The sequence below is a fragment of the Microbacterium sp. NPDC055357 genome (genome assembly GCF_053644835.1).
Genome location: NZ_JBSHLZ010000011.1, coordinates 19,294 through 44,398, shown reverse-complemented (window position 1 = coordinate 44,398; position 25,105 = coordinate 19,294). Strand labels below are relative to the sequence as shown.

Sequence of the window (25,105 nt, the reverse complement as noted above, 5' to 3'; positions counted from 1 at the left end):
TCCGAGTAAGCGAAGGCGCGGGGGTCGCTGTGACCGCCCGCGCCTTTGCCGTGGAATGTCAGATCGAGGCGGTCACCGTGTCGTTGAGACGGTCGCCCGTCTCGAGGTCGAACGCGTGCACGTGGCCGGGCTTGGCCGCGAGCGTCACCGTCTCGCCCGCGTCGGGGTGGTTGCGCCCGTCGACGCGCGCGACGATGTCGGTGCGCGTGCCGGCGATCTCGGCGTGGCCGTAGAGGTAGCCGTCGGCGCCGAGTTCTTCGACGAGGTCGACGACGACGCTGAGGCCACGACCGTCGGCGGGTCCGACCTCGATGTCCTCGGGGCGCACGCCGACCATGACCTGGCTGCCGTGCGCGCGGCCGACGGTGTCGCGGTCCAGCGGCACGACCTCGGTGCCGAACTGCACGCCGCCCTCGGCGAGGTCGGAGGGGAACAGGTTCATCGCGGGCGAGCCGATGAAGCCGGCGACGAAGACGTTGTTCGGGCGCTCGTACAGGTCGCGCGGGCTGCCGACCTGCTGCAGCAGGCCGTCTTTGAGGACCGCGATGCGGTCGCCCATCGTGAGGGCCTCGGTCTGGTCGTGCGTGACGTAGACGGTCGTGACGCCCAGTCGGCGCTGCAGCGACGCGATCTGCGTGCGCGTCTGCACGCGCAGCTTCGCGTCGAGGTTCGACAGCGGCTCGTCCATGAGGAAGACCTGGGGCTGACGCACGATGGCACGGCCCATGGCGACACGCTGACGCTGACCGCCCGAGAGGGCCTTCGGCTTGCGGGTCAGGTACTCCTCGAGGTCGAGCAGCTTCGCGGCCTCGAGCACGCGGGTCGCGCGCTCCTCCTTGCCGATGCCGGCGATCTTGAGCGCGAAGCCCATGTTCTCGGCGACGGTCATGTGCGGGTACAGCGCGTAGTTCTGGAAGACCATCGCGATGTCACGGTCTTTCGGCGGAACATCGGTGACGTCGCGGTCGCCGATCAGGATGCGACCCGAGTTGACCTCTTCGAGGCCCGCGAGCATGCGCAGCGAGGTGGACTTTCCGCAGCCGGATGGACCGACCAGGACGAGGAATTCACCGTCGGCGACCTCGAGGTTGAGCTTGTCCACGGCGGGGCGCGTGCCCCCGGGATACAGGCGGGTTGCGTTGTCGAACGTGACGGACGCCATGCTTTCTTCTCCTTCACCGGCAGGTACGTGCCGGACGATCCGTAGTGATGGATGAGCGGGAGCTATCCCGCGCGCCCGCCTATGGGCGCACGGCCAGTATGCCACGGGGTCTGCCGAGCCCGCTTCTGGTCATTTCCCAGGGTGGCTGGTTAGCATCGTCCTCGGCCCGATCGTGGTGAAGCCCCCCGTCCTTCTCGCGGCGCGCCCCCGCCGATACCGGCCGAAACGCACCGCCCCGAGAGGTCCCATGTCCAGCGACGAGTCTTCGAACGCCCCGAGCGAACGTCGTGATGCCGTGCGCGAAAAGGCGCAGCAGGTGCAGGCGCGCCAGGCGCGCACGCGACGCCTGCGGGCCCTGTCGGTCGTGGCATCCGTCGTCGCCATCGTGGCGATCGCCGCCGTCGTCGTGGCGTGGGCCGTCGGCTCGGCGGCATCCAAGCCTCAGCTGAGCCCCGCGAACGTCGCCGACGACGGCTTCTTCGTCACCAGCGCCACGGGTCTCGCCGACACGGGCGGGCCCACGTCGGGGACCCCGACGCCGACTCCCGCGGCCGACGAGGGCGCCGAGCCCGAAGAGACCGCTGCCGAGACGGCGACGCCCGAGCCCACCGAGCAGTCCGTCGTCGACATCCGCGTCTACGTCGACTACCTTTCGGCGGGTTCGCGCGAGTTCCAGCTCGCGAACGCCCCGCAGCTGTCCAAATGGGTCGGTGAGGGTGCCGCCGACCTGACCTATTACCCCGTCGCGATGCTCACGGCGAAGTCCAACGGCACGAAGTACTCGCTGCGTGCCGCGAGTGCGGCGGCGTGCGTCGCGACGCATTCGCGCGACACCTTCTTCGCCTACAACCACGCGCTGCTCTCGCAGCAGCCCGAGCTCGACTCCGACGGCTTCACCGATGTCGTCCTGGCCGACATCGCGCAGGCGAGCGGTGTCGACTCGCCCAAGGTCGTGCGCGCGTGCATCCAGGATCAGTCCTTCGCCGCGTGGGCCAAGGCCGCGACCGAGCGCGCTCTGTCCGGACTGCCCGACACCGACGGCGTCGCGCTCACCGGAACGCCGATGGTGCTCGTCAACGGCGCGCCCTACGTCGGAGCGCTCGATGACCCCAAGGAGTTCGCGCAGTTCGTGCTGACGATGGCGAGCGACGCGTACTACAAGGCGACCCCCACGCCGACTCCCACCGCGACCCCGGCGGAGTGACCCGCGGCGGTCGCTCATCGGCGACCGAGTAGCCCGCGGCATCCCGATAGAATGGGTGACTTCGCCGGCTTGGCGCAATTGGCAGCGCACCTGTCTTGTAAACAGGGGGTTGCGGGTTCAAATCCCGCAGCCGGCTCGTGACGGCTGACTCCCGTGGCAGCGGTGGACGTCTGCCCGTCTGGATCGCGCTCGCCGGTGCCGCGTTCATCGGGGCACTGACAGCCGTGCAGGCGCGCATCAACGGCGTCCTCGGCATGCGCCTGGACGATGGAATTCTCGCGGGCGGCGTGTCCTTCGGCACGGGGCTCGTGCTCGCCATCGTGCTCTCCGCCGCGCTTCCCCAGGGCAGGCGGGGCTTCCGCACGCTCGTCGCGGGAATGCGCGGACGATCGATTCCCTGGTGGATGCTGGTGGGCGGCGCCGCCGGAGCCCTGACGGTCGCCACGCAGGGCCTCGCGGTCGCCGTCATCGGCGTCTCCCTCTTCACGGTGGGCGTCGTCGCGGGACAGGCCGTGAACGGGCTCGTCCTGGACCGGCTCGGCTTCGGGCCGGCCGGCGTCGTCGCCGTCACGATCCCGCGCCTGCTCGGGGGGCTCCTCGCGCTCGTCGCGGTCGGCGTGTCATTGGTCGGCGACGGCGTGCGCGGCATCCCGTTGTGGATGATCGTGATGCCGTTCCTGGCGGGAGTCGGGATCGCGTGGCAGCAGGCGACGAACGGCCGACTGCGTCAGCGCGTCGGCACGCCGCTCACGGCGACGCTCGTGAACTTCATCGGCGGAACGCTCGTGCTCGTCGTGGCGGCCATCGTGAGCGGCATCGTCTCGGGACCGCCGCGGGCGTTTCCGACCGAGCCGTGGCTCTACATCGCGGGGCCGCTCGGGGTCGTCTACATCTTCCTGTCGGCGGCGCTCGTCGCGCACACGGGGGTGCTGCTGCTGGGCCTGGGCACGGTCGTCGGTCAGCTCGTGACGTCGGTCGTGCTCGACGCGCTGTGGCCGGCGGCCGATGCCCCCGGCATCCTGCAGGTGAGCATCATGGTGGGCATCGCCCTGGCGTCGGTCATCGTCGCCGTCGCGCCGTGGAGACGGCCGCGGCGCGGACGTGACTAGGACTTCTTCGTGCCCGTCGGCATCGGCGAGATGAGCGATCGCGCATCGACCTCGCGGCGACTGCCCGTCTTCGCCGAGGGCTTGCCGCCGACGTAGAGCCAGCCGAGCAGCTCTTCGCGCTTTCCCAGGCCGTGCGCCTTCGCGACCGGCTTCGAGCGCGTGTGCGACCCCGTGCGCCAGATGACGCCCCAGCCCGCGTCATCGAGTAGCAGGCTGAGCATGTGCGCGACCCCCGACGCGACGGCCTCCTGCTCCCAGCGCGGCACCTTGTGGCTCTTGCGGTAGCTCGCGACGACCGCGATGAGCAGGGGTGCGCGCAGCGGCTTGCGCGACGGCTCGTCATCGCCGGCGGCTTCGGCCAGCGCCGCGCCCAGGCGTTCGCGGTCGGGCCCGCGCAGCTCGATGAGCCGCCACGGACGCAGCGACGAGTGGTCGGCGACGCGGGCGGCGGCCGACACGAGCGTCAGCAGCTCGTCGTGCGTCGGAGCCTCGTCGGTGACCTTCGACCACGAGCGACGCGCGCGCACCGCCTCGAGGGTCGGGCCCACGCGCCCCGAGGCTCCGCGCGCCGCGTCCGCGGCGGGGGGAGAGGGTGCGGGGGCCGTCACGCCTCGCCCTCGGGGGCGAATGACAACGACAGCGAGTTCATGCAGTACCGGTCGCCCGTGGGGGTGCCGAAGCCGTCGGGGAACACGTGTCCCAGGTGCGAACCGCACGTCGCGCAGCGCACCTCGGTGCGCACCATGCCGTGGCTGTTGTCCTCGATCAGCTCGACCGCCTCGGGCCGGACCGATTCGTAGAAGCTCGGCCAGCCGCAGTGCGAGTCGAACTTCGTGCCGCTGCGGAACAGCTCCGAACCGCACGCCGCGCACGCGTAGAGTCCCGCGCGGCTCTCATCGAGCAGCTCGCCTGTCCAGGCGCGCTCGGTGCCCGCCTCGCGCAGCACCGCGTACTGCTCGGGGGTCAGCTCTGCGCGCCACTGCTCGTCGCTCTTGTCGATCTCGTACGCCATGTCGTCCTCCTCGGTGCTCTTGTTCATTCAACCGCAGTCCGCGCTCCACTGTTCCTTCGCATGGCACGGTGCGACACCGCCGTCGTCTGACGCCTCACAGACTTCGGAGGGCGGGGCCAGGTTCGGAGTGCGGGTCGTGATGGATCCGGAGTTGGCGCGAGATTCCGGGGTTGGTGCGAGATTCCGAACGTCGTGGACTTCGGAGGTCGGGAGGAAGGTCGGGGGTCGGCGCGCGACTCGTGATGTCCCCGCGAGAATGAGGACATGCATCCGGATGCCGCCGCCACCGCCGATCGTTACGCGCGGTTCGCCGTGACCGAGGCGCGGGGGCGATCGGCGCTGTACGAAGACTGGGCGGCCGGCGTCGCGGGCGACGCGCCCACCGCGGCGATCCTCGCGCGGATCCCCGAGACCCGGCGGCAGCCGCCCCTCGTGTTCGCCGTCGCGCGGATGCTCGGCGCCCCCGAGAAGCCGTTCGCCGAGTGGTCGGCGTGGGTCGCGGAGCACGCCGACGACCTCGTCGCCGAGGCATCCCGTCGCCGTCTGCAGACCAACGAACCCCTGCGCTGCGCCGCGCTCCTGCCGGCCCTCAGCACGATCGACGGCCCGATCGCCCTCGTCGAAGTGGGCGCGAGCGCGGGACTGTGCCTGTATCCCGACCGTTACTCGTACCGCTACGACGGCGGTCCGGACCTCGACCCGTCCGAGGGGGAGTCGGCCGTCGTCCTCGCGTCGGCCCTGAGCGGTCGTCCGCAACTGCGGCTGCCCGAGATCGTGTGGCGCGCGGGCATCGACCTGGATCCGAAGGATGCCGCGCATCCGGCCGATCGCCGTTTCCTCACGGCCCTCGTGTGGCCCGGCGAAACCGGTCGCGCCGAGCGGGTCACGGCGGCGCTGGACATCGTCGCGGCCGATCCGCCGCTGCTCGTGCGGGGCGATGCGACCGAGCCGGGCGAGCTGGAGGGGGTCGTCCGCCGGGCTCCGGAGGGCGCGCGCGTCGTCGTCACGACGCCCGGTGTGCTGCCGCACATCCCACGCCGCGGCCGGGACCGGCTCATCGAGATCGTGCAGCGCCTCGAGGCCGTGTGGGTGACGATCGATCCGCCGGGGCTGCACGATGCGTGGCATCCGCCGATCGACCCGGCCACGTGGGGTGGCTTCGTGCTCGGCCGCGACGGCGTGCCGCTGGCGGCGGTCGATCCGCTCGGGCGGAGCGTGGAGTGGCGCGCGGGCGCAGCGGCTCCGGCGCGTTAGCGTGAAGACGTGCCCCTCAGCGACCGTGACCGCGCCCTCCTCGATTTCGAGGCGGAGTGGCGACGGCACGCCGGCGCGAAAGAAGAGGCGATCCGGGCCGACCTCGGCATCTCACCCGCCCGGTACTACCAGCTGCTCGGTCGCCTGCTCGACACGGCCGAGGCGCAGGCCCACGATCCGATGCTCGTGAAGCGGCTCCGGCGTCTGCGCGACGCGCGTGAGCGCGCGAGGCTTCGTCGCGCGGACGGGTAGCATCGGGGAGTGCCGAAATCGACCTTCCCGCGGGATCGCTTCGATGACATCCCGGCAGAAGTGGGCCGCGTGGGCGCCCATCGCGCCGAGAACCCCCGCATGCGCGGCTGGGTCGTGCTGCTGTGGGCCGTCCTCGCAACGATCGTGCTCATCGTCATCGGGATCTTCGGCACGCTGCTCGCATCGGGGCGCATCGAGCTCTTCCCCACGCCGGAGCCGACGCCCGAGCCGACCGTGCAGGTCGAGCCGGTCATCGACACGACCTACGCGGTCAACGTCTTGAACGCGACGCCCGAAGAGGGGCTGGCGACCCAGCTGAAAGACGTCGTGGTCGCCGCGGGCTGGCCCGCCGACAGCGTTCTGGCCAGCGGCGCCGGCAGCGACGACTTCGCGATGACGACCGTCTTCTATCTCGACGCGGACGACGAGGCCGCTGCCCTCGGCCTCGCCGACGTCATCGGCGGAGCCGAGATCGAGCAGAGCGAGGCGTATCAGCTCGGCGATCCCGACACGAAGCAGCTCACGATCGTCATCGGTCTCGACCGCACTTCGACTCCTCCTGAGCCTGCGCCGACCGAGTGACACGGGGCGCGGCTTGCACTCGCATAGGTCGAGTGCCAGAATGAGCGTTAGCACTCCGTACCTTTGAGTGCTAATTCCGCAAGCCAACGTCCGGGAGGGACGAGACAGACATGGCAAAGATCATCGCTTTCGACGAGGAGGCCCGTCGTGGCCTCGAGCGCGGCCTCAACACGCTGGCTGACGCCGTCAAGGTGACGCTCGGCCCGCGTGGTCGCAACGTCGTACTCGAGAAGAAGTGGGGCGCCCCCACGATCACGAACGACGGCGTCTCGATCGCCAAGGAGATCGAGCTCGACGACCCGTACGAGAAGATCGGCGCGGAGCTCGTCAAGGAGGTCGCGAAGAAGACCGACGACGTCGCCGGTGACGGCACGACGACGGCTACCGTCCTCGCTCAGGCGCTCGTGCGTGAAGGTCTGCGCAACGTCGCAGCCGGCGCCGACCCGATCGGCCTCAAGAAGGGCATCGAGAAGGCCGTCACGGCCATCTCCGACGAGCTGCTCGCTTCGGCCAAGGAGGTCGAGACGAAGGAGGAGATCGCTGCCACCGCATCGATCTCGGCCGCTGACGAAGAGATCGGCGCGCTCATCGCCGAGGCCATCGACAAGGTCGGCAAGGAAGGCGTCGTCACGGTCGAGGAGTCGCAGACCTTCGGCACCGAGCTCGAGCTCACCGAGGGCATGCGCTTCGACAAGGGGTACATCAACCCCTACTTCGTCACGGACCCCGACCGCCAGGAGGCGGTCTTCGAGGACCCGTACATCCTCATCGCGAACCAGAAGATCTCGAACATCAAGGACCTTCTGCCCGTCGTCGACAAGGTGATCCAGGACGGCAAGGAGCTCGTCATCATCGCCGAGGACGTCGAGGGCGAGGCTCTCGCGACGCTCGTGCTCAACAAGATCCGCGGCATTTTCAAGTCGGTCGCCGTCAAGGCGCCCGGCTTCGGTGACCGTCGCAAGGCTCAGCTGCAGGACATCGCGATCCTCACGGGCGGCCAGGTCATCACCGAAGAGGTGGGCCTCAAGCTCGAGAACGCGACGCTCGACCTGCTCGGTCGTGCGCGCAAGGTCATCGTCACGAAGGACGAGACCACGATCGTCGAGGGTGCCGGCGAGGCCGACCAGATCGAAGGTCGCGTGACCCAGATCCGTCGCGAGATCGACAACACCGACAGCGACTACGACCGCGAGAAGCTCCAGGAGCGTCTCGCCAAGCTCGCCGGCGGCGTCGCCGTCATCAAGGCGGGCGCGGCCACCGAGGTCGAGCTGAAGGAGCGCAAGCACCGCATCGAGGACGCCGTTCGCAACGCGAAGGCGGCCGTCGAAGAGGGCATCGTCCCCGGTGGTGGCGTCGCGCTCATCCAGGCGGGCCAGAAGGCGCTGTCGGAACTCGGACTCTCGGGTGACGAGGCGACCGGCGCGAACATCGTCCGCGTGGCCATCGAGGCACCGCTCAAGCAGATCGCGCTGAACGCCGGTCTCGAGCCGGGCGTCGTGGCGAACAAGGTCTCGGAACTCCCCACGGGTCACGGCCTCAACGCCGCCACGGGCGAGTACGGCGACATGTTCGCACAGGGCATCATCGACCCCGCCAAGGTCACGCGTTCGGCGCTGCAGAACGCCGCGTCGATCGCCGGGCTGTTCCTGACGACCGAGGTCGTCGTCGCCGACAAGCCTGAGAAGGCCCCGGCGATGCCCGCCGACCCGACCGGTGGCATGGACTTTTGACGCAGCGCGGGTCAATGCGGCGAAGCCGCGTTGACCCGCGATGGGTCAAGGTCGAGTAGCCGCCGTAGGCGGCGTATCGAGGCCCCAGCCTCACAGCGAAGGGCCTCTCCCCAGCGGAGAGGCCCTTCGTCGTTCACCGGAACAGGCTCATCGAGGCCTGCTCGGCGTCGGCGTACTGGCGGCCCGCCGTGGCGAGTGCCGCGTTGAGCCCGGTCAGCGAGTCCTCGACGGTGCGCTGCGTCGCGCGCCACTGCTCGACGCTGGAGTGGAAGGCGACCGACGCCGCGCCCGTCCACGAACCCTGCAGCTGCGTCAGCTGCCCCATGAGCGCGGCGACTTCGGCTTGCAGCCGGTCGATCGTGCCGCGTACGGCGGTCGTGGACGAGAGGACGGCGTCGCTGTCGACGGAGAAGACGGCCATGGACGAAACCCTTCCGGACGGGGCTGCCGGATGCTGCCCGCTCTGCCGCAACGGTAGGCGCCCGGCCCGTCTCGCCGAGGCCGTGCCGACCGAGCGGTGGACGGATGATCCCCGGGCTCGGTTGGGGAGGAGCCGTCAGCGACCGGCGTCGTCGGCGAGGCTCTGCGGCAGACGGGGGAGCGGCTGCGTCTCGAGGTGCAGATGCTCGGCGGCATCCCGTCCCTTCGCCAGCGGAAGCGAGAAGCGGAAGGTTGCACCCCCGCCGGGGGTGTCGACGACTCCGACCGACCCGTGCAGGGCCTCGACGATCGACGCGACGATCGACAGGCCGAGACCCGAACCGCCCGTCTCGCGCGTCCGCGACGTGTCGGCGCGCCAGAAGCGCTGGAAGATCTTCTCCTTGATCTGATCGGGCACACCCTCGCCGTGGTCGACGATCTCGACCCATCCGGTGGATGCCGCGGCATCGACTCCGATCCGCAGTTCGATCGGCGAGTCCGCCGTGGTGAAGCGCCGGGCGTTGCCGAGCAGATTCGTCACGACCTGCCGCACGCGGTTCTCGTCGCCCAGCACGATGGGCACCGGATTCGCGGGGGGATGCGCGACGATGGGCGGTTCGGCCGGCTCGGCCGGGGATGCATCCGGCGCCGGGTCGGTCGGCGCGGGCTTGGGCTTGCGACGCAGAAGCGCCGCGATCGCCGAGGTCGAGGGGCGCTTGCGCTCGCTCTCCGAAATGTCCTCGCGCGGCGTCGTGGGCGGGCGCGGAGGCTCGTGGGCGGTCGTGTCGATCACCGTGACACGGCGACCGGGCGCCGTCGCGCGCACGTCGAGCGCGGCATCCCGGGCGATCGGTCGCAGGTCGACCGGCGTGATCACGACGTCGCGGCGTTCGTCGAGACGCGCGAGCGCGAGGAGGTCCTCGACGAGCAACCCCATGCGCTTCGCTTCGCTCTCGATGCGGTCCATCGACTGCGCGATGTCTTCTTCGCTGCGGATCGCACCCATCCGGTACAGCTCGGCGTAGCCGCGCACCGTGACGAGGGGAGTGCGCAGCTCGTGGCTCGCGTCGCCGATGAAGCGTCGCATCTGCCGCACGGTCGCATCGCGCTGCGTGATCGCGGTGTCGACGCGGCCGAGCATCGCGTTGATGGCCGTCTTGAGCCGCCCGACCTCGGTCGTCGTCGGCTCGATGTCGGTCATGCGCTGCCCGAAGTCACCCGCCGCGATCGCCATGGCGGTGGATTCGACCTGGCCGAGGCTGCGGAAGGCGAACGTCACGAGCCAGCGCGTCGCGAACGCCCCGATCACGAGCACGATGAGCGCGAGGATCGAGTAGATGCTGAGGAAGGTCGTCACGACCTGATTGACGGGGGCGACCGAGGCGGCGACGAGCTGCGGAACGAACGTGCCGCCCGGCAGCTCGAGGGGCACGACGCTCGCGACGAACCGTGTCCCCGTCTCCGGATCGGTGAGTTCGAACGGCGCCGGGCCCTCGCCATGGGCCTTCTGCAGCGAATAGTCGGCGGGGAACGCCGGTGTCGGTGCGCCCGCGCCCGCCGAGATGACGAGCTCCCCGGGATCGAGGGACTGGTAGAGGGCGACGTGGTAATCGGTGCGCGGGACCTCTTCCTTCTCGGTCGCGTCCACGACGCCCTCGTTGAGCGTGATGTCGAACAGCCCGAGGCCGATCTCGGTCGCCGCGACCTGCTGCACGGTGCTCTCGAGGTTGACGATGAGAGCGTTGCGCAGGAACACGCTCGCACCCGCACCGGTCGCAGTGAGCCCCAGCGCGAGCACCGTGACGGTCACGCCGGTCACCTTGGCACGCAGGCTCGTTCCGCGCCACCATCGGGTGACCGGGTCAGTCTGGTGCGCCACGCGGCCCCCTCGCGTCTGTGCGGCCGATCAGGTGGTCTTGCCGACCTTCAGCATGTACCCGAAGCCGCGCTTGGTCTGGATGAGCGGCTCGGTCGAGTGCGGGTCGATCTTGCGGCGCAGGTACGAGATGTAGCTCTCGACGATGCCGGCGTCGCCGTTGAAGTCGTACTCCCACACGTGGTCGAGGATCTGCGCCTTCGACAGCACGCGGTTCGGGTTGAGCATGAGATAGCGCAGCAGCTTGAACTCGGTGGGGCTCAGATCGATCGAGACGTCGCCGACCTGCACGTCGTGCGTGTCCTGGTCCATCGTCAGCTCGCCCGCGCGGATGACCGACTCTTCGTCGGCCTGCATCGTGCGGCGCAGGATCGCCTGGATGCGGGCGACGATCTCATCGAGGCTGAACGGCTTCGTGACGTAGTCGTCGCCGCCGGCGTTGAGGCCGGCGATCTTGTCTTCGGTCTCGTCCTTCGCCGTGAGGAAGAGGATCGGCGCCGTATAGCCGGCGCCCCGGAGGCGCTTGGTGACGCTGAACCCGTTCATGTCGGGCAGCATGACGTCGAGGATGATCAGGTCCGGCTCCTCTTCGAGCACAGCCGAGATCGTCTGGGCTCCGTTCGAGACGGCCTTCACCTGATACCCGGCGAAGCGGAGGCTCGTGATGAGCAGGTCGCGGATGTTCGGTTCGTCGTCCACAACGAGGATGCGCGGTGCGGTCATAGGCCAATACTGGCACCGGAAGTGATGCGGATGCTGGATATCTGTGTGCGAGCCGCCTTCACGCTCCCGCGCACGCGAGCTCGGCGGCATCCTGAGCCCGTTCGTCGGCACCGGGTGTTCTGGCCAGAACAGGCGGAATTCCGGCGGAATCGGCCGGTCCTGCCCCGGGCGACCGGTTCGGGGTGGGCGGTGGACGCGCGCGGTCAGGCGGCGAGGCAGCCGCGGACGGCGATCGCGACCACCGGGCGCACGGGGGCGTCCGGCTCGACGCTCAGGCGATGGAGGATGATGCCGTCGCTGAAAGCCATGAAGGCCTGCGTCGCGGCATCCGGATGCTGCGCACCCAGTGCCGTCAGAAGGTTCCGCGCCCACGTCGCCAGGCCCTCGCGCTGCGCGTGCAGGGGCGCGAACAGGTCGGGGTCGGACGCGGCCTCGAGGAAGAGGGCGTACCGCGCGCGTGTGCGCACGGCGTAGACCCCGGTGAGGAGCTCGATCGCGTCGCTGAAGAGGTCGACGAAGCCGTCGACGTCGTCGAACGGACGTGAGGCCGCGGCGCCGAGGTCACTGCTTTCGCGGTCGGCGATCCACTGCGTGACGCCGGCGAGCAGGGCCGAGCGGGTGCGGAAGTGGTTGGAGGTCGAACCGCGGGCCAGGCCCGCCCGCTCGTCCACGCGGGCATGCGTGAGTGCCCGGATCGACTGGGTCCCGATGAGCTCGACGGCTGCGTCGAGAGCACGTTCCCGGATGCTGGGCATGCGGCGAGCGTATCAGTCGCACTACGGATGTAGTGACACAGCACTACGAACGTAGTACGATCGCGCCATGGACGAGACGGGGGATGCTGCCACCGCCGTCGAGCGCACCGTGTCGCTCGCGGGCGTCGATCTGCACGTCGTCGAGATGGGCGCGGGGACCCCCATCGTGCTGCTGCACGGGTTTCCGCAGAGTTCGCGGGAATGGGCGGAAGTCGCGTCGCTGCTCGCGAACGATGCCCGCGTCGTCGTTCCCGATCTTCGCGGATCCGGACGCAGCGGTGCGCCGGGCGGGTCGTATCGGCTCGAGGTCCTGGGCGATGACGCGCTCGGGCTCCTCGATGCTCTCGGCATCGAGCGCGCCGTCGTGGTCGGTCACGATATCGGCGCTCTCGTGGCGGCGGACCTCGCCATGCGGCATCCGGAGCGGGTCTCTCGCCTCGTCGTGATGTCGGTGCCGCCGATGTACCTGCGCATGACGGGGTCGATGGTGGGGTCGATGAAGTACCTGTGGTTCCAGTACGCGCTCGCCGTGCCGGGGCTCGGCGCGCGGCTGCTGCGGGGCGGTCGGCAGCGGCTGCCGCGGTGGCTGTTCGCGACCTTCGCGCATCGCGGCGGCGTGTCGGCGGCCGACATCGACGCGTATCTCGCCGATCTGCGCGATCGGGCGCAGGCGCGGGCGGGGTCGAAGAAGTACCGGCAGCTCGTCGTGCCGGAGTTCCTGCGGATCGTGCTCGGTCGCTATCGCGACCGACTGCCGATCATGCCGACGCTCGTGCTGCTCGGTGCGGACGACCCGGTCGTGCCGCGCGAAGCGCTCGCCGGCGTCGAGGACCACATGCCCGACGTCGCGATCGAGACGATCGCGGACGCGGGGCACTGGCTCGCCGACGAGCAGCCCGCCGCTGTCGCTCGGCGCATCGCGGAGTTCGCGGCGGCGTGAGGGTGTGATCTGGGGATGCTGCGGGCGAACCGTCAGGCGGCGAGACCGTCGGCATCCAGGATCGTGTAGGCGTAACCCTGCTCGGCGAGGAAGCGCTGGCGGTTCTGGGCGAAGTCCTGGTCGACCGTGTCGCGGGCGATGAGCGTGTAGAAGCTCGCGGTGTTGGCCGACTGCTTGGGGCGCAGCAGGCGTCCCAGCCGCTGAGCCTCTTCCTGGCGTGATCCGAACGATCCCGAGACCTGGATGGCGACGGATGCCTCGGGCAGATCGATCGAGAAGTTCGCGACCTTCGACACGACGAGCACCTCGATCTCGCCCTCGCGGAACGCCTGATAGAGCTCTTCGCGTTCGTCGACGGGCGTCGCGCCGGTGATCTTGGGGGCGCCGAGGGCGTCTGAGAGCACCTCGATCTGGTCGAGGTACTGTCCGATGACGAGGATGCGCTCGCCCTTGTGCCGCTCGACGAGCCGGCGCACGACATCGATCTTCGCCGGGGCGGTGGCGGCCAGGCGGTAGCGCTCGTCGTCGGCCGCCGCGGCGTATTCGAGGCGTTCGTACGCGGGCAGATCGACGCGCACTTCGTAGCAGACGGCGGGTGAGATGAAGCCCTGGGCCTCGATCTCCTTCCAGGGTGCGTCGAAGCGCTTGGGGCCGATGAGGCTGAAGACGTCGCCTTCGCGCCCGTCTTCGCGCACGAGCGTCGCCGTCAGGCCGAGTCGGCGGCGGGCCTGCAGATCGGCGGTCAGCTTGAAGACCGGCGCGGGCAGCAGGTGCACCTCGTCGTAGACGATGAGGCCCCAGTCCAGCGCGTCCAGCAGTGCGAGGTGCGCGTACTGGCCCTTCCGCTTGGCGGTGAGGATCTGGTAGGTCGCGATCGTGACGGGCTTGACCTCTTTCACCTGTCCCGAGTACTCGCCGATCTCGTCGGGCGTGAGCGACGTGCGCTTGAGCAGCTCGTCGCGCCACTGGCGCGCGCTGACGGTGTTCGTGACGAGGATGAGCGTCGTCGTCTTCGTGTCGGCCATGGCGGCGGCCCCGACGAGGGTCTTGCCGGCGCCGCAGGGGAGCACGACGACTCCCGAGCCGCCCTCCGTGAAGATGTCGACGGCCTTGCGTTGATAGGGGCGCAGCTGCCAGTCCGCTTCTTCGAGCTCGATGGGATGCGGCGTGCCGGGCGTGTAGCCGGCGAGGTCTTCGGCGGGCCAGCCGATCTTGAGCAGCTCCTGCTTGATGTGCCCGCGCGCCCACGCGTCGACGAGGAAGGTGTCCGGCGACGGGTGGCCGATGAGCAGCGGTTGGATGCGCTTGTTCTTGGACACCTCGGCCAGCACGGCGGCATCCGTCGACTTGAGGATGAGGTCGCCCTCGTCGGTGCGGTCGATGACGAGGCGGCCGTAGCGGTTGACGGTCTCGCGGATGTCGATCGACACCGAGGGCGGCACGGGGAACCGCGACCACCGGTCGAGGGTCGCGAGCATGTCCTCGGCGTCGTGGCCCGCGGCGCGGGCGTTCCACAGTCCGAGCCGCGTGACGCGGTAGGTGTGGATGTGTTCGGGGGCGCGCTCGAGCTCGGCGAAGATCGCGAGTTCGTGGCGGGCGTTCTCAGCGTCCGGGTGGGCTACTTCGAGCAGCACCGTCCGGTCACTCTGCACGATGAGGGGGCCGTCAGACATAGCCGTCCAGTCTACCGGTGCCCGCCGGGGTGGGCGGGTCGGAGGCGAAAGAGGCGGAGTTCGTGCCCGCCGCCTCGGATACGCTCGCGGCATGCACAGCTCTGAGATCCGCAGAAGGCGCTTCGCGACAGCGCGGGGCCTGTCCGGTCTGCGTCGTGAGCTGTACGACGTGGACGAGGTCGACGCCTTCCTCGTGGTCTGCGCCGACGCGCTCGCGGCGGCCGAGGCCGGGCGCGGTTCCGCGGCCGCCGCAGACGGCATCGTCACCCAGCAGTTCAGGGCACGTCGGTTCGGAGCCGGCTACGTCGCCGATGAGGTCGACGACTACCTCGACGACATCGTCGTCGAACTGCGCCGTCACCTCGCGGCAGGCTGAGGCCGGGGTTCCGCGGAACGGGGCCTCGCGGGACGGGGCCTCCGGGACGGGGCCTCGCGGAACGCCGCCGAGGTCAGAGCGGGCGCACGCCCACGATGTGCGACACGGGCAGCGTGCGCTCGATGTCGGCGGCGCGGTCGAGGCCGCGCAGGCGACCGCCGCCGAAGCCCGAGGCCTCGAGGGCGAAGACGCGCTCAGAGCCGTCGGGCAGGCGCACCGTGATCTCGATGAGAGCGCGCAGGCGCACCGCCTGCTCGAGCTCGCGCCCGAGCCACGCCGCGTCGGTGTCGCCCTCGTGCCGGTCGCGCAACGTCCCGATGAGGCCCGCGTACGTGTCGGCGGGGGTGCGGGTCGGCGCTGCGGCGAGCGTGGGCGCGCCGCGATGGAGCGACTCGGGCGAACCCGTCGGATCGAGCGCGATGACGGGGTATCGCGCGTCGGCGAGCGACCAGTACACGGTGTTGCGCGCGACGCGCGAGGTCAGCATCCCCGCCTCGGGGATCAGGCCGAGCGGGCGCAGCGCCTGGTCCACCGCGATGGCGTCGAGGATTGCGGCATCCGCGCTTTCGACACGCGTCGTGCCCGTCCGCTCATCACGGTGCACGCGCACGAGACCGTGGCGCACGGCGGTGCTCTCGACGAGATAGTCGAGGGGCTGGGGGATGCCGGTGAGCGAGAGCGCGCCGAGGAAGTCGCGGATCGACGCCGCGGTCTCGCCCTCGGTCAGGCCCGTCGCGAGCGACTGGGCCGTGAACCGGTAGGTGGACGCCTGCGCGCGCGACTCGCGGTGCGCGATGCGCCGCAGCCGCAGATCGAGTGCGGGGGCGAGGGGACCGGGGGCGATCGCGGTCAGGTCGGCCTGCAGGTAGACCCGATCGATCTCGGCGGGCAGCTGCGCCGCGAAGGCGGCGGTGTCGAGGTCTGCGCCCGCGCGCAGCCGGGTGGTCCAGACCGGTTCGGTGCCGTCGTCCGAGACGAGACCCCAGCGTCGCGCGACCGTGTGCAGGCGCCGCGCCCGCGCGGGCCAGTCGGTGTCGAGCGGGTACGCGTCGGCCCAGTCCCGCGGGTCGACGATGCCGCCCGCAGCCGTGCGAAGCCCGTCGGGCATCCGCGTGATGAGGCCGTGCACGATGGTCGACCAGCGTTCGAGGGTCGACGCCTCGAGCCACGCATCGCCCGCCTCGGTGACGACCCATTCGCGGTCGACCGCGACGACGAGCCCGGCCATCGAGGCCGAGACCACGAGTTCGTCGAGCTCATCGGGCGACTCGACGGCACCGGCATCCATCAGTCGTCGCCGGTCCACGGCGCTCACGGCTCCCGCGATCGTGCGGGTGAGGGGGGCGTGCAGGCAGGCCAGGAGAACGTCGGCGAGGGCTCCCGACGTCGCGAATGCGCGCTCCGCGGCGGCGGCCTCGCCGGCGGTCGGGGTCGATGGCCGGGTCGGCGAGGGGCGGAAGGCGTCGGGGTTCGCCTGCGCGGCGGCGGTGAGGCGAGACTCGACCGCGGCGTACGGGCGCCCGGCGTCATCGCGCAGGGCGAGCCGCTCGGGCACGGGGGAGGCGTCGCCGGCGGCCGCGGCGATGAGCGCGGCCCGCGGCAGGGTGGTCAGCGCCCGGTCGACGGATGCCGCTTCGAGAAGCGCCGCGGCGGCATCGAAGAAGTCGTGCCACCCGACGCCCGGTGAGACGCCGCGCGCGGCGAAGGTCTCGGCGAGCGCGGTGTCGTCGCGCCGTGCCAGCCACGTCGCGAGGCCCCGCTCATCGGAGACCACTCAGGCTCCGCGGTTGGCGCGGCCTCTGCGTACGAAGCTCGAGATCAGGATGAACAGGATCATCGCGAACGCGAGGATCGGGCCGACCCACACGACGACGGTGACGACCGGCCAGATGCCCGAGGCGAAGTCGGCCTGCTCGAGCCCCGTCGCCGTGCCGATCATGATCGAGAAGAAGCAGACGATGGACACCACCAGCAGGCCCAGGGCCGTGAACGCCAGAATGCTGTCGATCCGACGCGCGGGGACGTCGTCGGCGGGGGGTCGCGTGCTCATCCGCTCCAGCCTACTCTCGTCGTGCCGTGCCGTAGTCTTGAGGGTGGGGTCTCGACGGCTCCGGTTCCGCCCTGCCCGCGATCCGCGGGCCGTTCATCCAGCGAGGTTCGCATGCCCACCGGCAAGGTCAGGTTCTACGACGAGGAGAAGGGGTTCGGCTTCATCACATCCGATGACGGCCAGGACGTCTTCCTGCACGCCACGGCGATGCCCGCGGGAACCTCGACGCTCAAAGCCGGCACGCGCCTCGAGTTCGGCGTGGCCGACGGTAAGCGCGGACTCCAGGCGCTCTCGGTGCGCGTGCTCGAAGCTCCCGTGAGTCTCTCGAAGCGCTCGCGCAAGCCGGCCGACGACATGGCGATCATCGTCGAAGACCTCGTGAAGCTGCTCGACGACATCGGCGGCGACCTGCGTCGCGGCCGCTACCCGAGCGGTTCGCACGCCAAGAAGGTCGCCGCGGTACTGCGCAAGGTCGCCGATGAACTCGATGCCTGAGCCCGACGCGGCAGACGCCGACGCTGGTCGGGACGAGACCGGCGCGACCGGTGGCGACGACGCGGGTGGTTCGGCCGCGGGCGGTTCGACTGTGGAGGGTTCTGCGCGCGACGGGTTGGTCGCGGAGGGTTCCGCGCGCGACGGTTCCGTCAGCGACGGCTCCGCCCGTGACGGTTCTGCCCGTGACGGTTCGACTGCGGACGGTTCTGCGCGCGACGGTGTGACCGCGGACGGTTCCGCGCGCGACGGTTCGACTGCGGACGGTTCGACTGCGGACGGTTCGACTGTGGAGGGTTCTGCCCGCGACGGTGTGACCGCGGACGGTTCGACTGCGGACGGCTCCGCCCGTGACGGCGAAGAGACCGAGGCCCCCGTGACGCCGGACGCCGTGCTGCTCGCGTCGCACGACCTCGCGCTCGCAGCGCTGAAGGAGATCACTCCCGAGACGACGATCGGCCCCGCCGCGGGACACCGTGTCGAAGCCGACGGTGTCGTCTCGCTGCGGTTCCAGAACCGTCTCTCCGGCTACCCCGGATGGTTCTGGACCGTTTCTCTCGCGCGCGCCGCCGACGAGGATCCGACGGTGCTCGAAGCCGAGCTGCTGCCGGGCGACGGAGCGCTGCTCGCGCCCGAGTGGGTGCCGTGGGACGAGCGCCTCGCCGACTACCAGGCCGCGCAGGCCGCCGCCGCGGAGACCGAGAGCGCTGACGCCGACGCCGAGAGCTCCGACGACGACCTCGACGAGGATGACCTGGACGACGATCTCGACGACCTGGATGCCGCGGACTTCGACGAGGACGGATCCTCGATCCTCCACTCCGGAGACGTCGACGGCGTCGACATCGACGAGCTCGACGACTCGGACGACGCCGACTCGGACGACGACTCGGACGACGACGACTCCGACGACGACGACTCCGACGACGACGACGACTCGGACGATGACGACGCCGACGACTCGGACGACGACGACGATGGCTCGGGCGACGACGACGACTCGGACGACGACGACGATGGCTCGGGCGACGACGATGACTCGGGCGACGACGACGACTCCGACGACGACGACTCCGACGACGACCCCGACGGGGACGACGCCGACGACTGAGGCCGGGATGCAGCATCCGCTCGCGCTACCAAAACCTGCAGGCGCGCCTGGAAAAACGGGCGCGAGTGCAGGTTTGGGTAGCGCGTGGCACCGGTATGGCGGCTCAGGCCAGCCCAGCTCAGCCAAGTTCAGCTCAGCCAAGTTCAGCTCAGCCTGCTACGCGGTCATGGCTCCGGCCGTGACCCCGACGAGGATGACCCCGGTGAGTGAGGTCGGGGTGCAGCATCCGCTCGCGCTACCAAAACCTGCAGGCGCGCCTGGATAAACGCGCGCGGGTGCAGGTTTCGGTAGCGAGTGGCACCGGGATGCGACTCAGCTCAGCTCAGCCCAACCCTGCCCAGCCAAGTTCAGCTCAGCCTGCTACGCGGTCAATGGCTCCGACGACGGCTCCGACGGGGACGACGCCGACGACTGAGGTCGGGATGCAGCATTCGCTCGCGCTACTAAAACCTGCAGGCGCGCCTGGAAAAACGGGCGCGAGTGCAGGTTTGGGTAGCGAGTGGCACCGGGATGCGGCTCAGCTCAGCCCAGCCCAACCCTGCCCAGCCAAGTTCAGCTCAGCCCAGCCCAGCCCAGCCCAGCCCAGCCTGCTACGCGGTCAATGGCTCCGGCGGCGACCTCGACGGGGATGACCCCGGTGAGTGAGGTCGGGGTGCGGCATTCGCTCGCGCTACTAAAACCTGCAGGCGCGCCTGGATAAACGGGCGCGAGTGCAGGTTTGGGTAGCGCGGGGCACCGGGATGCGGCTCAGCTCAGCCCAACCCTGCCCAGCCCAACCCTGCCCAGCCAAGTTCAGCTCAGCCTGCTGCGCGGCCAATGGCTCCGGCGGCGACCCCGACGAGGATGACCCCGACGACTGAGGTCGGGGTGCAGCATCCGCTCGCGCTACTAGAACCTGCAGGCGCGCCTGGATAAACGGGCGCGAGTGCAGGTTTCGGTAGCGCGTAGCACCGGGACGCGGCCCAGCTCAGCCCGGCCCAGCCCAACCCTGCCCCGGCCCAGCCCAGCCCAACCCTGCCCAGCTCAGCCCAGTCCAGCCCTACCGGCTACGCCGACAGGCCCTCGACGGTCATCTCGATGCAGCGGATGAGCTGGCGCACGTCGTCGGGCTCGATCGAGACGAACGTCGCGACGCGCAGCTGGTTGCGGCCGAGCTTGCGGTACGGCTCGGTGTCGAGGATGCCGTTGGCGCGCAGGCTCTTGGCCACGGCGGCGGCGTCGACCGAGTCGTCGAAGTCGATCGTGGCGACGACGGGGGAGCGGTCGGCCGGATCGGCGACGAACGGCGTCGCGTAGGCAGCGGCCTCGGCCCACGCGTAGAGGGCATCCGACGACTCGCGCGTGCGTGCATCCGCCCACTGCAGCCCGCCGTTGTCGCGGATCCAGCCCAGCTGGTCATCGAGCAGCAGCAGCGTCGTGAGGGCGGGGGTGTTCAGGGTCTGGTTGAGGCGGGAGTTGTCGAGGGCGTTCTTCAGGCTGAGGAACTCGGGGATGTACCGATCGGATGCCGCGATCCGCTCGATCCGCTCGATCGCTGCCGGCGAGACGAGAGCGAGCCACAGGCCGCCGTCCGAACCGAGGTTCTTCTGCGGCGCGAAGTAGTAGACGTCGGCTTCGTGCGCCGAGAAGTCGATGCCGCCCGCCGCGCTCGTCGCGTCGATGACGGTGAGGGCGCCGTCGTCGCCGTGCACGCGCTCGACCGGCGCGCTCACGCCCGTCGAGGTCTCGTTGTGCGGCCAGGCGTACACGTCGACGTCCTCGACGGCTTCGGGCGTGGCGCGGGTGCCCGGCTCGGCCTTGCGCACGTCGGGAGCCTCGAGCCACGGCGCGGCGGCGGCCTTGGCGAACTTGCCGCCGAACTCGCCGAAGACCAGGTTCTGCGACCGGCGCTCGATCAGGCCGAAAGCCGCGGCATCCCAGAAGGCGGTGGAGCCTCCGTTGCCCAGGATCACCTCGTATCCCGTGGGCAGGCGGAAGATCTCGCCGATGCGCGCGCGCACACTGCCGACGAGGTCCTTCACGGGCGCCTGGCGGTGCGATGTGCCGAGCACGGCGGCGCCGCGTCCGGTGAGCAGTTCGAGCTGGGCGGGCCGCACTTTCGACGGGCCGCACCCGAATCGTCCGTCGGAGGGCAGGATCTCGCGGGGGAGCAGCACGTGGGACATGCGTCGATTCTAGAGATGCCCGCCCCGGGCCCTTGACCCGGGCCCTTGACCCGGGCCCTTGACCCGGACCCGGATGCCGCGGCCCGGTGTCCGCCCTGCGGGATAGGCTGGCCTTACCTGTTCCATTGTTACGAGGGCGCCCGCATGACTGATCTCATCGACACCACCGAGATGTACCTGCGCACGATCCTCGAGCTCGAAGAGGAGAAGATCCAGCCGCTGCGCGCGCGGATCTCGGAGCGGCTCGGCCACTCCGGTCCGACGGTGTCGCAGACCGTGGGGCGCATGGAGCGCGATGGACTGGTCGTCGTCGCCGAAGACCGCACGCTCGAGCTCACCGACGCGGGGCGCCAGAAGGCCGTCGACGTCATGCGCAAGCACAGGCTCGCCGAGCGCCTGCTCTCCGACGTCATCGGGCTGGACTGGGCCTACGTGCACGACGAGGCCTGTCGCTGGGAGCACGTCATGAGCGAGCAGGTCGAGCGCCGGCTCATCGAGCTGCTCGGCCACCCCACCGAGTCGCCGTACGGCAACCCCATCCCCGGGCTCGATCAGCTCGGCGACGTGGCGGCCGTCGAATTCGAGCAGGACGTCGTGGGCCTCGTCGCGCGCATGAACGAGGCGGGCGAGCCGATCCGCGGCACGGTGCGCCGACTCGCCGAGCCCGCTCAGGTGGATCCCGAACTGCTGCAGCAACTCAAATCGGCCGGTGTGCTGCCGGGCGCGGAGGGCGACTTCCGGTACAACGAGGGCTACGTGCTCGTGCAGATGGACGGCAGCGAAGAGGGCCTCGAACTGCCCATCGAGATCGCCTCGCACATCTTCCTGCTCGACGACGCGGCGTGACGTCCAGGGGTCTGCCAGGTGGGTAACGTGACAGATTCGTTACCATCGGGTAACCTCAAACGGTCCACAGGTGAGAAGCCCGCCGACGGACTCCGCGCGGATTGCCTCATCGGTTCGTCGTCTGCGCGGTGAAACCCGCACATCGTGCCCCGACATCGAGTGTTGACGAGCCAGCGCCACGGCGCAGAGGCGCCGGAGGACAGCTTGGCTGAAGAGTACGACCAGACCGCGATCGAGTCGCAAGACCGTCCGGTCACCCCCGCGACATCGCGAACATGGATCAAGAAGCGCTCGACGAAGACGCGCTCGACCCGACCGACCGCCGCCCGCAGACATGGGCCGGTGCGCAGCCTCGTCATCCTGACGATGGTGGGCGGACTCGTCGCGACCGTCGCGATCCCCGCCTACGCCGCCAGCACGCGCATGCCGATCGAGGACAGTCAGACGCTGCAGCAGATGTCCGCCGTCGACGCGCAGTCGCTCGTCGTCGCCTCGGATGCCTCGGGCACCGAGCTCGCCCGTGACAGCTACTCGGCGACCACCGAAGACGAGATCAACAAGAAGAAGGCCGCCGAAGCCGCGGCCGCGCGCGCCCGCGCACAGGCGGCAGCCGCCGCTGCGTCGTCGAGCGTCTCGTCGGTGCCCGTCAACATCAACCTCGTCTCGCCCGGCACGGGCGAAGTGCGCTGGCCGATCCTCAACTTCACGAAGGGCCGCGGTATCGGCGACTCCGGCTACCACCAGGGTGTCGACCTGCTGGCCCCCGGCGGCACGCCGCTGTACGCGGCGGCGGCCGGTGTCGTGCGCATCGCGCAAGAGGCCTACGGCGGATACGGCGTCGCGGTCGTCATCGATCACGTCATCGCCGGACAGCGCGTGTCGACCCTGTACGGCCACATGACCTACGGCAGCCGCCAGGTCGTCGCCGGTCAGTCGGTCGAGGCGGGACAGCTCATCGGACTCGTCGGCTCGACCGGCAGCTCGACCGCGAACCACCTGCACTTCGAGGTGCGCGTCAACAACGGCCTCGTCGACCCGTGGGCCTGGCTCGTCGCCAACGCCGGCTGATCCGTCGGGTGACGGCGGGTGGCGGTAGCCACTCGGGTTGGGTTGGGTTGGTTCGGGTCGGGTCAGTTCGGTTCGGTTCGTCGAACCCGACCGTTTCCGTTGAGGCGTACGTCGTCGACGTCGAGTTCGACGGGATCGGTGCGGTTCGGCGGCCAGGGGCGGGACAGTAGCGCGATCGGCTCGTCGGTGACGCCGGCCGATCCGTCGGGGAACGGCGGGTGGCGGCATCCGCTCGGTCGGTTCGGTTCGGTTCGTCGAACCCGACCGTTTCTGTCGAGGCGTACGTCGTCGTCGTCGAGTTCGGCGGGATCGATGCGGTTCGGTGGCCAGGGGCCGGCGGGACGGTGGCGCGATCGGCTCGTCGGTGACGCCGGCTGATCCGTCGGGGGACGGCGGGTGGCGGCATCCGCTCGGGTCGGGCTGGTGCGGTTCGTCGAACCCGACCGTTTCGGTCGAAGCGGACGTCGTCGACGTCGAGTTGGACGGGATCGGTACGGTTCGGTGGCCGGGGGCCGGCCAATAGCGCAATCGGCTCGTCGGCGACACGACACCTCCGGTTCACGCTCAACCGGCCGCGGTGTCGGTGTGGTGGGTTAGCCTGATCCCCGACGCTGAGAGAAGCGGAGGGAGCCCATGGGCAGCATTCCTCGCATCCGAACCATGGATGCGTTAGGTCGCCTCGTCCTGCGGCATTGCACGAACGGATGCCACGGTCCTACCGTGGCGCCAAGGCGCTGTCTGTAATCGACAGCGCCTTTTTCGTACCCTGACGTCGGAACTCATCGTCACGAACCGAACAACCCGAGAAGCCGTCTCGGACGTTCGAGAGGATGAGCAATGCGCACACTGGTGCTGAATGCGGGCTACGAGCCGCTCGCTGTCGTGTCGTTCAAACGGGCCATCGTGCTCGTGCTGAACCAGAAGGCGACCGTCATCGAACTCGTCGAAGATGATCCTGTCTGGGGAGCGCGCGGGGTCTACGACAGACCCGCGGTCATCCTGCTGACGCGTTATGTGCGGATGCCGGGGGCCCGACGCGTGCCGGTGACACGCCGCGGTGTTCTGCGCCGCGACAGTCACCGCTGCGCGTACTGCGGCACGCCGGCGTCGACGATCGACCACGTGCTGCCGCGTTCGCGCGGCGGCGCCGATTCGTGGGAGAACCTCGTCGCGTGCTGTCTGCGCTGCAACAACATCAAGGGCGACCGCACGCCGCAGGAGATGCGGTGGGAGCTGCGGCTGTCGCCGGGCGTCCCGCGGGGCGGGCAGTGGACGGTGCGCGGCACCGACCGCGCCGACCCCCGCTGGGAGCCCTACCTGGCGCTCGCGGCCTGACCTGTCGTTCGAGCGCGGGGTCGCCTGGGCGGCGCTCGCCCGCGGCACGGCGCTCGCCGGCCCGGCGCTGGCCCGCGCGTCGGCGCTCGCCCGCGGCCCGGCGCTCCCCCGCGGCCCGGCGCTCGCCCGCGCGCACCCGCGCCCCCTCTTGACCGCGAGACTGCAACGGCGCGCCGAGACCGTGGGGTTCACCCGCTTTCTCGGCGCCCCGATGCAGTCTCGCCGTTTTCGGGCGAGGGTTGGCAGCCGACGGATGCCGCGGGCCGGGGTGCGCGTGATGGGATGGGCGCATGACCCGAGCTCTCATCGTGATCGACATGCAACGCGCCTTCGACGACCTCGACTTCTGGGGTGCCACGACCAACCCCGCGTGCGAGGCCCACGTCGCGGCGCTCATCGAGGCGTGGACCGCCGCCGGCGAGCCGATCGTCGTCGTGCGGCACGACTCCACGTCGTCCGGATCGCCGCTCGCGCCGTCGCACGAAGGCAACGCGCTCGTCGATGCCGTCGCCGCCGTCGACCCCGCGCTGTTCGTCACGAAGGACGTCAACTCGGCGTTCTACGGCGACCCCGATCTGCACGCCTGGCTGCAGGAGCGGAGCATCACGCAGCTCGTGCTGTGCGGCATCCAGACCAACATGTGCGTCGAGACGACGGCGCGCATGGCGGGCAACCTCGGCTACGACGTCACGGTCGTCCTCGATGCGACGCGCACGTTCGACCTGACCGGAGAGATCGCCGGCGTCGGCGTCGTCACGCGCACGGCCGATGAGCTCATGGCCTCGACGGCGCTCGTGCTGCAGGAGGGCGGCTTCGCCCGCATCGCGACGACGGCGTCGCTCGTCCGACCCCTCTGACGCCGAGACTGCAACCGAGCGCCGAGACCGTGGGGTTTACCCACGGTCTCGGCCTGCCGTTGCAGTCTCGCGGTCAAGAGTCGAACATAGGTGTCGGAAGTGCGGGGTAGCGT

25 protein-coding genes and 1 tRNA gene are annotated in these 25,105 nt (G+C 70.1%); 15 read left to right on the top strand and 11 right to left on the bottom strand.

From position 1 onward, the window contains the following. Positions 1-58: 58 nt before the first annotated feature. Positions 59-1,162, bottom strand: a complete 1,104-nt coding sequence (locus ACWICD_RS12910) for an ABC transporter ATP-binding protein (protein ID WP_376128635.1) — start codon at positions 1,160-1,162, stop codon at positions 59-61. A 247-nt stretch (positions 1,163-1,409) separates the two neighbouring features. On the opposite strand from ACWICD_RS12910, the gene ACWICD_RS12905 reads away from it, so the two are divergent. From ACWICD_RS12905 to ACWICD_RS12895, 3 genes are all read left to right on the top strand, one after another. Further along, a complete protein-coding gene (locus tag ACWICD_RS12905; protein ID WP_376128637.1) occupies positions 1,410-2,366 on the top strand; it encodes a DsbA family protein in 957 nt (318 codons plus the stop codon). A gap of 63 nt (positions 2,367-2,429) precedes the next feature. Next, positions 2,430-2,502: transfer RNA gene (locus tag ACWICD_RS12900), tRNA-Thr, on the top strand. Between the two features lies 1 nt (position 2,503). Then, positions 2,504-3,475, top strand: coding sequence for a DMT family transporter (locus ACWICD_RS12895; RefSeq protein ID WP_376128639.1), 972 nt, complete (start codon positions 2,504-2,506; stop codon positions 3,473-3,475). Here ACWICD_RS12895 and ACWICD_RS12890 read toward each other — a convergent pair. Continuing rightward, positions 3,472-4,023 (bottom strand): nitroreductase family protein, encoded by a 552-nt coding sequence (locus tag ACWICD_RS12890; protein ID WP_454140406.1) that lies wholly within the window; start codon positions 4,021-4,023, stop codon positions 3,472-3,474. The genes ACWICD_RS12895 and ACWICD_RS12890 overlap by 4 nt on opposite strands. Before the next feature lie 56 nt (positions 4,024-4,079). Continuing rightward, on the bottom strand, positions 4,080-4,487 hold the full coding sequence (msrB, locus tag ACWICD_RS12885; RefSeq protein ID WP_376128641.1) for a peptide-methionine (R)-S-oxide reductase MsrB: 408 nt from the start codon (positions 4,485-4,487) through the stop codon (positions 4,080-4,082). Positions 4,488-4,751: 264 nt separating this feature from the next. On the opposite strand from msrB, the gene ACWICD_RS12880 reads away from it, so the two are divergent. From ACWICD_RS12880 to groL, 4 genes are all read left to right on the top strand, one after another. Beyond that, positions 4,752-5,741: a DUF2332 domain-containing protein gene (locus ACWICD_RS12880; RefSeq protein WP_454140405.1), complete on the top strand. Its 990-nt coding sequence runs from the start codon at positions 4,752-4,754 to the stop codon at positions 5,739-5,741. Positions 5,742-5,750: 9 nt separating this feature from the next. Beyond that, on the top strand, positions 5,751-5,993 hold the full coding sequence (locus ACWICD_RS12875) for a DUF3263 domain-containing protein (protein WP_376128645.1): 243 nt from the start codon (positions 5,751-5,753) through the stop codon (positions 5,991-5,993). A gap of 9 nt (positions 5,994-6,002) precedes the next feature. Continuing rightward, the gene (locus ACWICD_RS12870) at positions 6,003-6,575 is read left to right on the top strand and encodes a LytR C-terminal domain-containing protein (protein WP_454140404.1); all 573 of its coding nucleotides are present in this window, start codon (positions 6,003-6,005) and stop codon (positions 6,573-6,575) included. A 110-nt stretch (positions 6,576-6,685) separates the two neighbouring features. After that, entirely contained in the window at positions 6,686-8,305 is a 1,620-nt protein-coding gene (groL, locus tag ACWICD_RS12865) for a chaperonin GroEL (RefSeq protein WP_376128649.1), read from the top strand. A 133-nt stretch (positions 8,306-8,438) separates the two neighbouring features. Here groL and ACWICD_RS12860 read toward each other — a convergent pair whose 3' ends face one another. The 4 genes from ACWICD_RS12860 to ACWICD_RS12845 form a co-directional block, all read right to left on the bottom strand. Continuing rightward, positions 8,439-8,726, bottom strand: a complete 288-nt coding sequence (locus tag ACWICD_RS12860) for a WXG100 family type VII secretion target (protein WP_376128092.1) — start codon at positions 8,724-8,726, stop codon at positions 8,439-8,441. Between the two features lie 135 nt (positions 8,727-8,861). Next, the gene (locus tag ACWICD_RS12855; RefSeq protein ID WP_454140403.1) at positions 8,862-10,604 is read right to left on the bottom strand and encodes an ATP-binding protein; all 1,743 of its coding nucleotides are present in this window, start codon (positions 10,602-10,604) and stop codon (positions 8,862-8,864) included. 27 nt (positions 10,605-10,631) lie between these two features. Next, the gene (locus ACWICD_RS12850) at positions 10,632-11,324 is read right to left on the bottom strand and encodes a response regulator transcription factor (protein WP_376128089.1); all 693 of its coding nucleotides are present in this window, start codon (positions 11,322-11,324) and stop codon (positions 10,632-10,634) included. 203 nt (positions 11,325-11,527) lie between these two features. Then, entirely contained in the window at positions 11,528-12,079 is a 552-nt protein-coding gene (locus tag ACWICD_RS12845; RefSeq protein WP_454140402.1) for a TetR/AcrR family transcriptional regulator, read from the bottom strand. A gap of 67 nt (positions 12,080-12,146) precedes the next feature. Here ACWICD_RS12845 and ACWICD_RS12840 point away from each other — a divergent pair, with 67 nt between their 5' ends. After that, the gene (locus ACWICD_RS12840) at positions 12,147-13,019 is read left to right on the top strand and encodes an alpha/beta fold hydrolase (protein WP_454140401.1); all 873 of its coding nucleotides are present in this window, start codon (positions 12,147-12,149) and stop codon (positions 13,017-13,019) included. Positions 13,020-13,051: 32 nt separating this feature from the next. On the opposite strand, the gene ACWICD_RS12835 is transcribed toward ACWICD_RS12840, so the two are convergent. Next, positions 13,052-14,692: a DNA repair helicase XPB gene (locus tag ACWICD_RS12835; RefSeq protein ID WP_454140400.1), complete on the bottom strand. Its 1,641-nt coding sequence runs from the start codon at positions 14,690-14,692 to the stop codon at positions 13,052-13,054. A gap of 91 nt (positions 14,693-14,783) precedes the next feature. Here ACWICD_RS12835 and ACWICD_RS12830 point away from each other — a divergent pair, with 91 nt between their 5' ends. Then, positions 14,784-15,068: a DivIVA domain-containing protein gene (locus ACWICD_RS12830; protein WP_454140399.1), complete on the top strand. Its 285-nt coding sequence runs from the start codon at positions 14,784-14,786 to the stop codon at positions 15,066-15,068. 73 nt (positions 15,069-15,141) lie between these two features. Here ACWICD_RS12830 and ACWICD_RS12825 read toward each other — a convergent pair whose 3' ends face one another. Together ACWICD_RS12825 and ACWICD_RS12820 are read right to left on the bottom strand one after the other, a co-directional pair. Continuing rightward, positions 15,142-16,842 carry a helicase-associated domain-containing protein gene (locus ACWICD_RS12825; RefSeq protein WP_454140398.1) on the bottom strand — a complete coding sequence of 567 codons (1,701 nt, stop codon included), beginning with the start codon at positions 16,840-16,842 and terminating at the stop codon, positions 15,142-15,144. Beyond that, the gene (locus tag ACWICD_RS12820) at positions 16,843-17,118 is read right to left on the bottom strand and encodes a multidrug ABC transporter ATPase (protein WP_376128078.1); all 276 of its coding nucleotides are present in this window, start codon (positions 17,116-17,118) and stop codon (positions 16,843-16,845) included. Between the two features lie 111 nt (positions 17,119-17,229). Here ACWICD_RS12820 and ACWICD_RS12815 point away from each other — a divergent pair, with 111 nt between their 5' ends. Together ACWICD_RS12815 and ACWICD_RS12810 are read left to right on the top strand one after the other, a co-directional pair. Beyond that, positions 17,230-17,613, top strand: a complete 384-nt coding sequence (locus tag ACWICD_RS12815) for a cold-shock protein (RefSeq protein ID WP_454140397.1) — start codon at positions 17,230-17,232, stop codon at positions 17,611-17,613. Between the two features lie 286 nt (positions 17,614-17,899). Then, positions 17,900-18,721 (top strand): DUF3027 domain-containing protein, encoded by an 822-nt coding sequence (locus tag ACWICD_RS12810; RefSeq protein ID WP_454140396.1) that lies wholly within the window; start codon positions 17,900-17,902, stop codon positions 18,719-18,721. Between the two features lie 1,046 nt (positions 18,722-19,767). Here ACWICD_RS12810 and serC read toward each other — a convergent pair. Further along, complete coding sequence (gene serC / locus ACWICD_RS12805; RefSeq protein ID WP_454140395.1) at positions 19,768-20,886, bottom strand: phosphoserine transaminase; 1,119 nt, start codon at positions 20,884-20,886, stop codon at positions 19,768-19,770. Between the two features lie 144 nt (positions 20,887-21,030). On the opposite strand from serC, the gene ACWICD_RS12800 reads away from it, so the two are divergent. The 4 genes from ACWICD_RS12800 (at position 21,031) to ACWICD_RS12785 (ending at position 24,992) form a co-directional block, all read left to right on the top strand. Next, positions 21,031-21,732 carry an iron dependent repressor, metal binding and dimerization domain protein gene (locus tag ACWICD_RS12800; protein ID WP_454140394.1) on the top strand — a complete coding sequence of 234 codons (702 nt, stop codon included), beginning with the start codon at positions 21,031-21,033 and terminating at the stop codon, positions 21,730-21,732. A 204-nt stretch (positions 21,733-21,936) separates the two neighbouring features. Beyond that, a complete protein-coding gene (locus ACWICD_RS12795; RefSeq protein ID WP_454140393.1) occupies positions 21,937-22,800 on the top strand; it encodes a M23 family metallopeptidase in 864 nt (287 codons plus the stop codon). Between the two features lie 837 nt (positions 22,801-23,637). Beyond that, a complete protein-coding gene (locus ACWICD_RS12790; protein ID WP_376128068.1) occupies positions 23,638-24,135 on the top strand; it encodes an HNH endonuclease in 498 nt (165 codons plus the stop codon). Positions 24,136-24,425: 290 nt separating this feature from the next. Beyond that, on the top strand, positions 24,426-24,992 hold the full coding sequence (locus ACWICD_RS12785) for a cysteine hydrolase family protein (RefSeq protein WP_454140392.1): 567 nt from the start codon (positions 24,426-24,428) through the stop codon (positions 24,990-24,992). Positions 24,993-25,105 lie beyond the last annotated feature (113 nt).

What these genes read in the sequence shown, in the direction of transcription:
- ACWICD_RS12910 (WP_376128635.1), bottom strand. Translation starts at nt 1,162, where the DNA reads ATGGCGTCCGTCACGTTCGACAACGCAACCCGCCTGTATCCCGGGGGC.
- ACWICD_RS12905 (WP_376128637.1), top strand. Translation starts at nt 1,410, where the DNA reads ATGTCCAGCGACGAGTCTTCGAACGCCCCGAGCGAACGTCGTGATGCC.
- msrB (WP_376128641.1), bottom strand. Translation starts at nt 4,487, where the DNA reads ATGGCGTACGAGATCGACAAGAGCGACGAGCAGTGGCGCGCAGAGCTG.
- ACWICD_RS12880 (WP_454140405.1), top strand. Translation starts at nt 4,752, where the DNA reads ATGCATCCGGATGCCGCCGCCACCGCCGATCGTTACGCGCGGTTCGCC.
- groL (WP_376128649.1), top strand. Translation starts at nt 6,686, where the DNA reads ATGGCAAAGATCATCGCTTTCGACGAGGAGGCCCGTCGTGGCCTCGAG.
- ACWICD_RS12860 (WP_376128092.1), bottom strand. Translation starts at nt 8,726, where the DNA reads ATGGCCGTCTTCTCCGTCGACAGCGACGCCGTCCTCTCGTCCACGACC.
- ACWICD_RS12850 (WP_376128089.1), bottom strand. Translation starts at nt 11,324, where the DNA reads ATGACCGCACCGCGCATCCTCGTTGTGGACGACGAACCGAACATCCGC.
- ACWICD_RS12845 (WP_454140402.1), bottom strand. Translation starts at nt 12,079, where the DNA reads ATGCCCAGCATCCGGGAACGTGCTCTCGACGCAGCCGTCGAGCTCATC.
- ACWICD_RS12840 (WP_454140401.1), top strand. Translation starts at nt 12,147, where the DNA reads ATGGACGAGACGGGGGATGCTGCCACCGCCGTCGAGCGCACCGTGTCG.
- ACWICD_RS12835 (WP_454140400.1), bottom strand. Translation starts at nt 14,692, where the DNA reads ATGTCTGACGGCCCCCTCATCGTGCAGAGTGACCGGACGGTGCTGCTC.
- ACWICD_RS12830 (WP_454140399.1), top strand. Translation starts at nt 14,784, where the DNA reads ATGCACAGCTCTGAGATCCGCAGAAGGCGCTTCGCGACAGCGCGGGGC.
- ACWICD_RS12820 (WP_376128078.1), bottom strand. Translation starts at nt 17,118, where the DNA reads ATGAGCACGCGACCCCCCGCCGACGACGTCCCCGCGCGTCGGATCGAC.
- ACWICD_RS12815 (WP_454140397.1), top strand. Translation starts at nt 17,230, where the DNA reads ATGCCCACCGGCAAGGTCAGGTTCTACGACGAGGAGAAGGGGTTCGGC.
- serC (WP_454140395.1), bottom strand. Translation starts at nt 20,886, where the DNA reads ATGTCCCACGTGCTGCTCCCCCGCGAGATCCTGCCCTCCGACGGACGA.
- ACWICD_RS12800 (WP_454140394.1), top strand. Translation starts at nt 21,031, where the DNA reads ATGACTGATCTCATCGACACCACCGAGATGTACCTGCGCACGATCCTC.
- ACWICD_RS12790 (WP_376128068.1), top strand. Translation starts at nt 23,638, where the DNA reads ATGCGCACACTGGTGCTGAATGCGGGCTACGAGCCGCTCGCTGTCGTG.
- ACWICD_RS12785 (WP_454140392.1), top strand. Translation starts at nt 24,426, where the DNA reads ATGACCCGAGCTCTCATCGTGATCGACATGCAACGCGCCTTCGACGAC.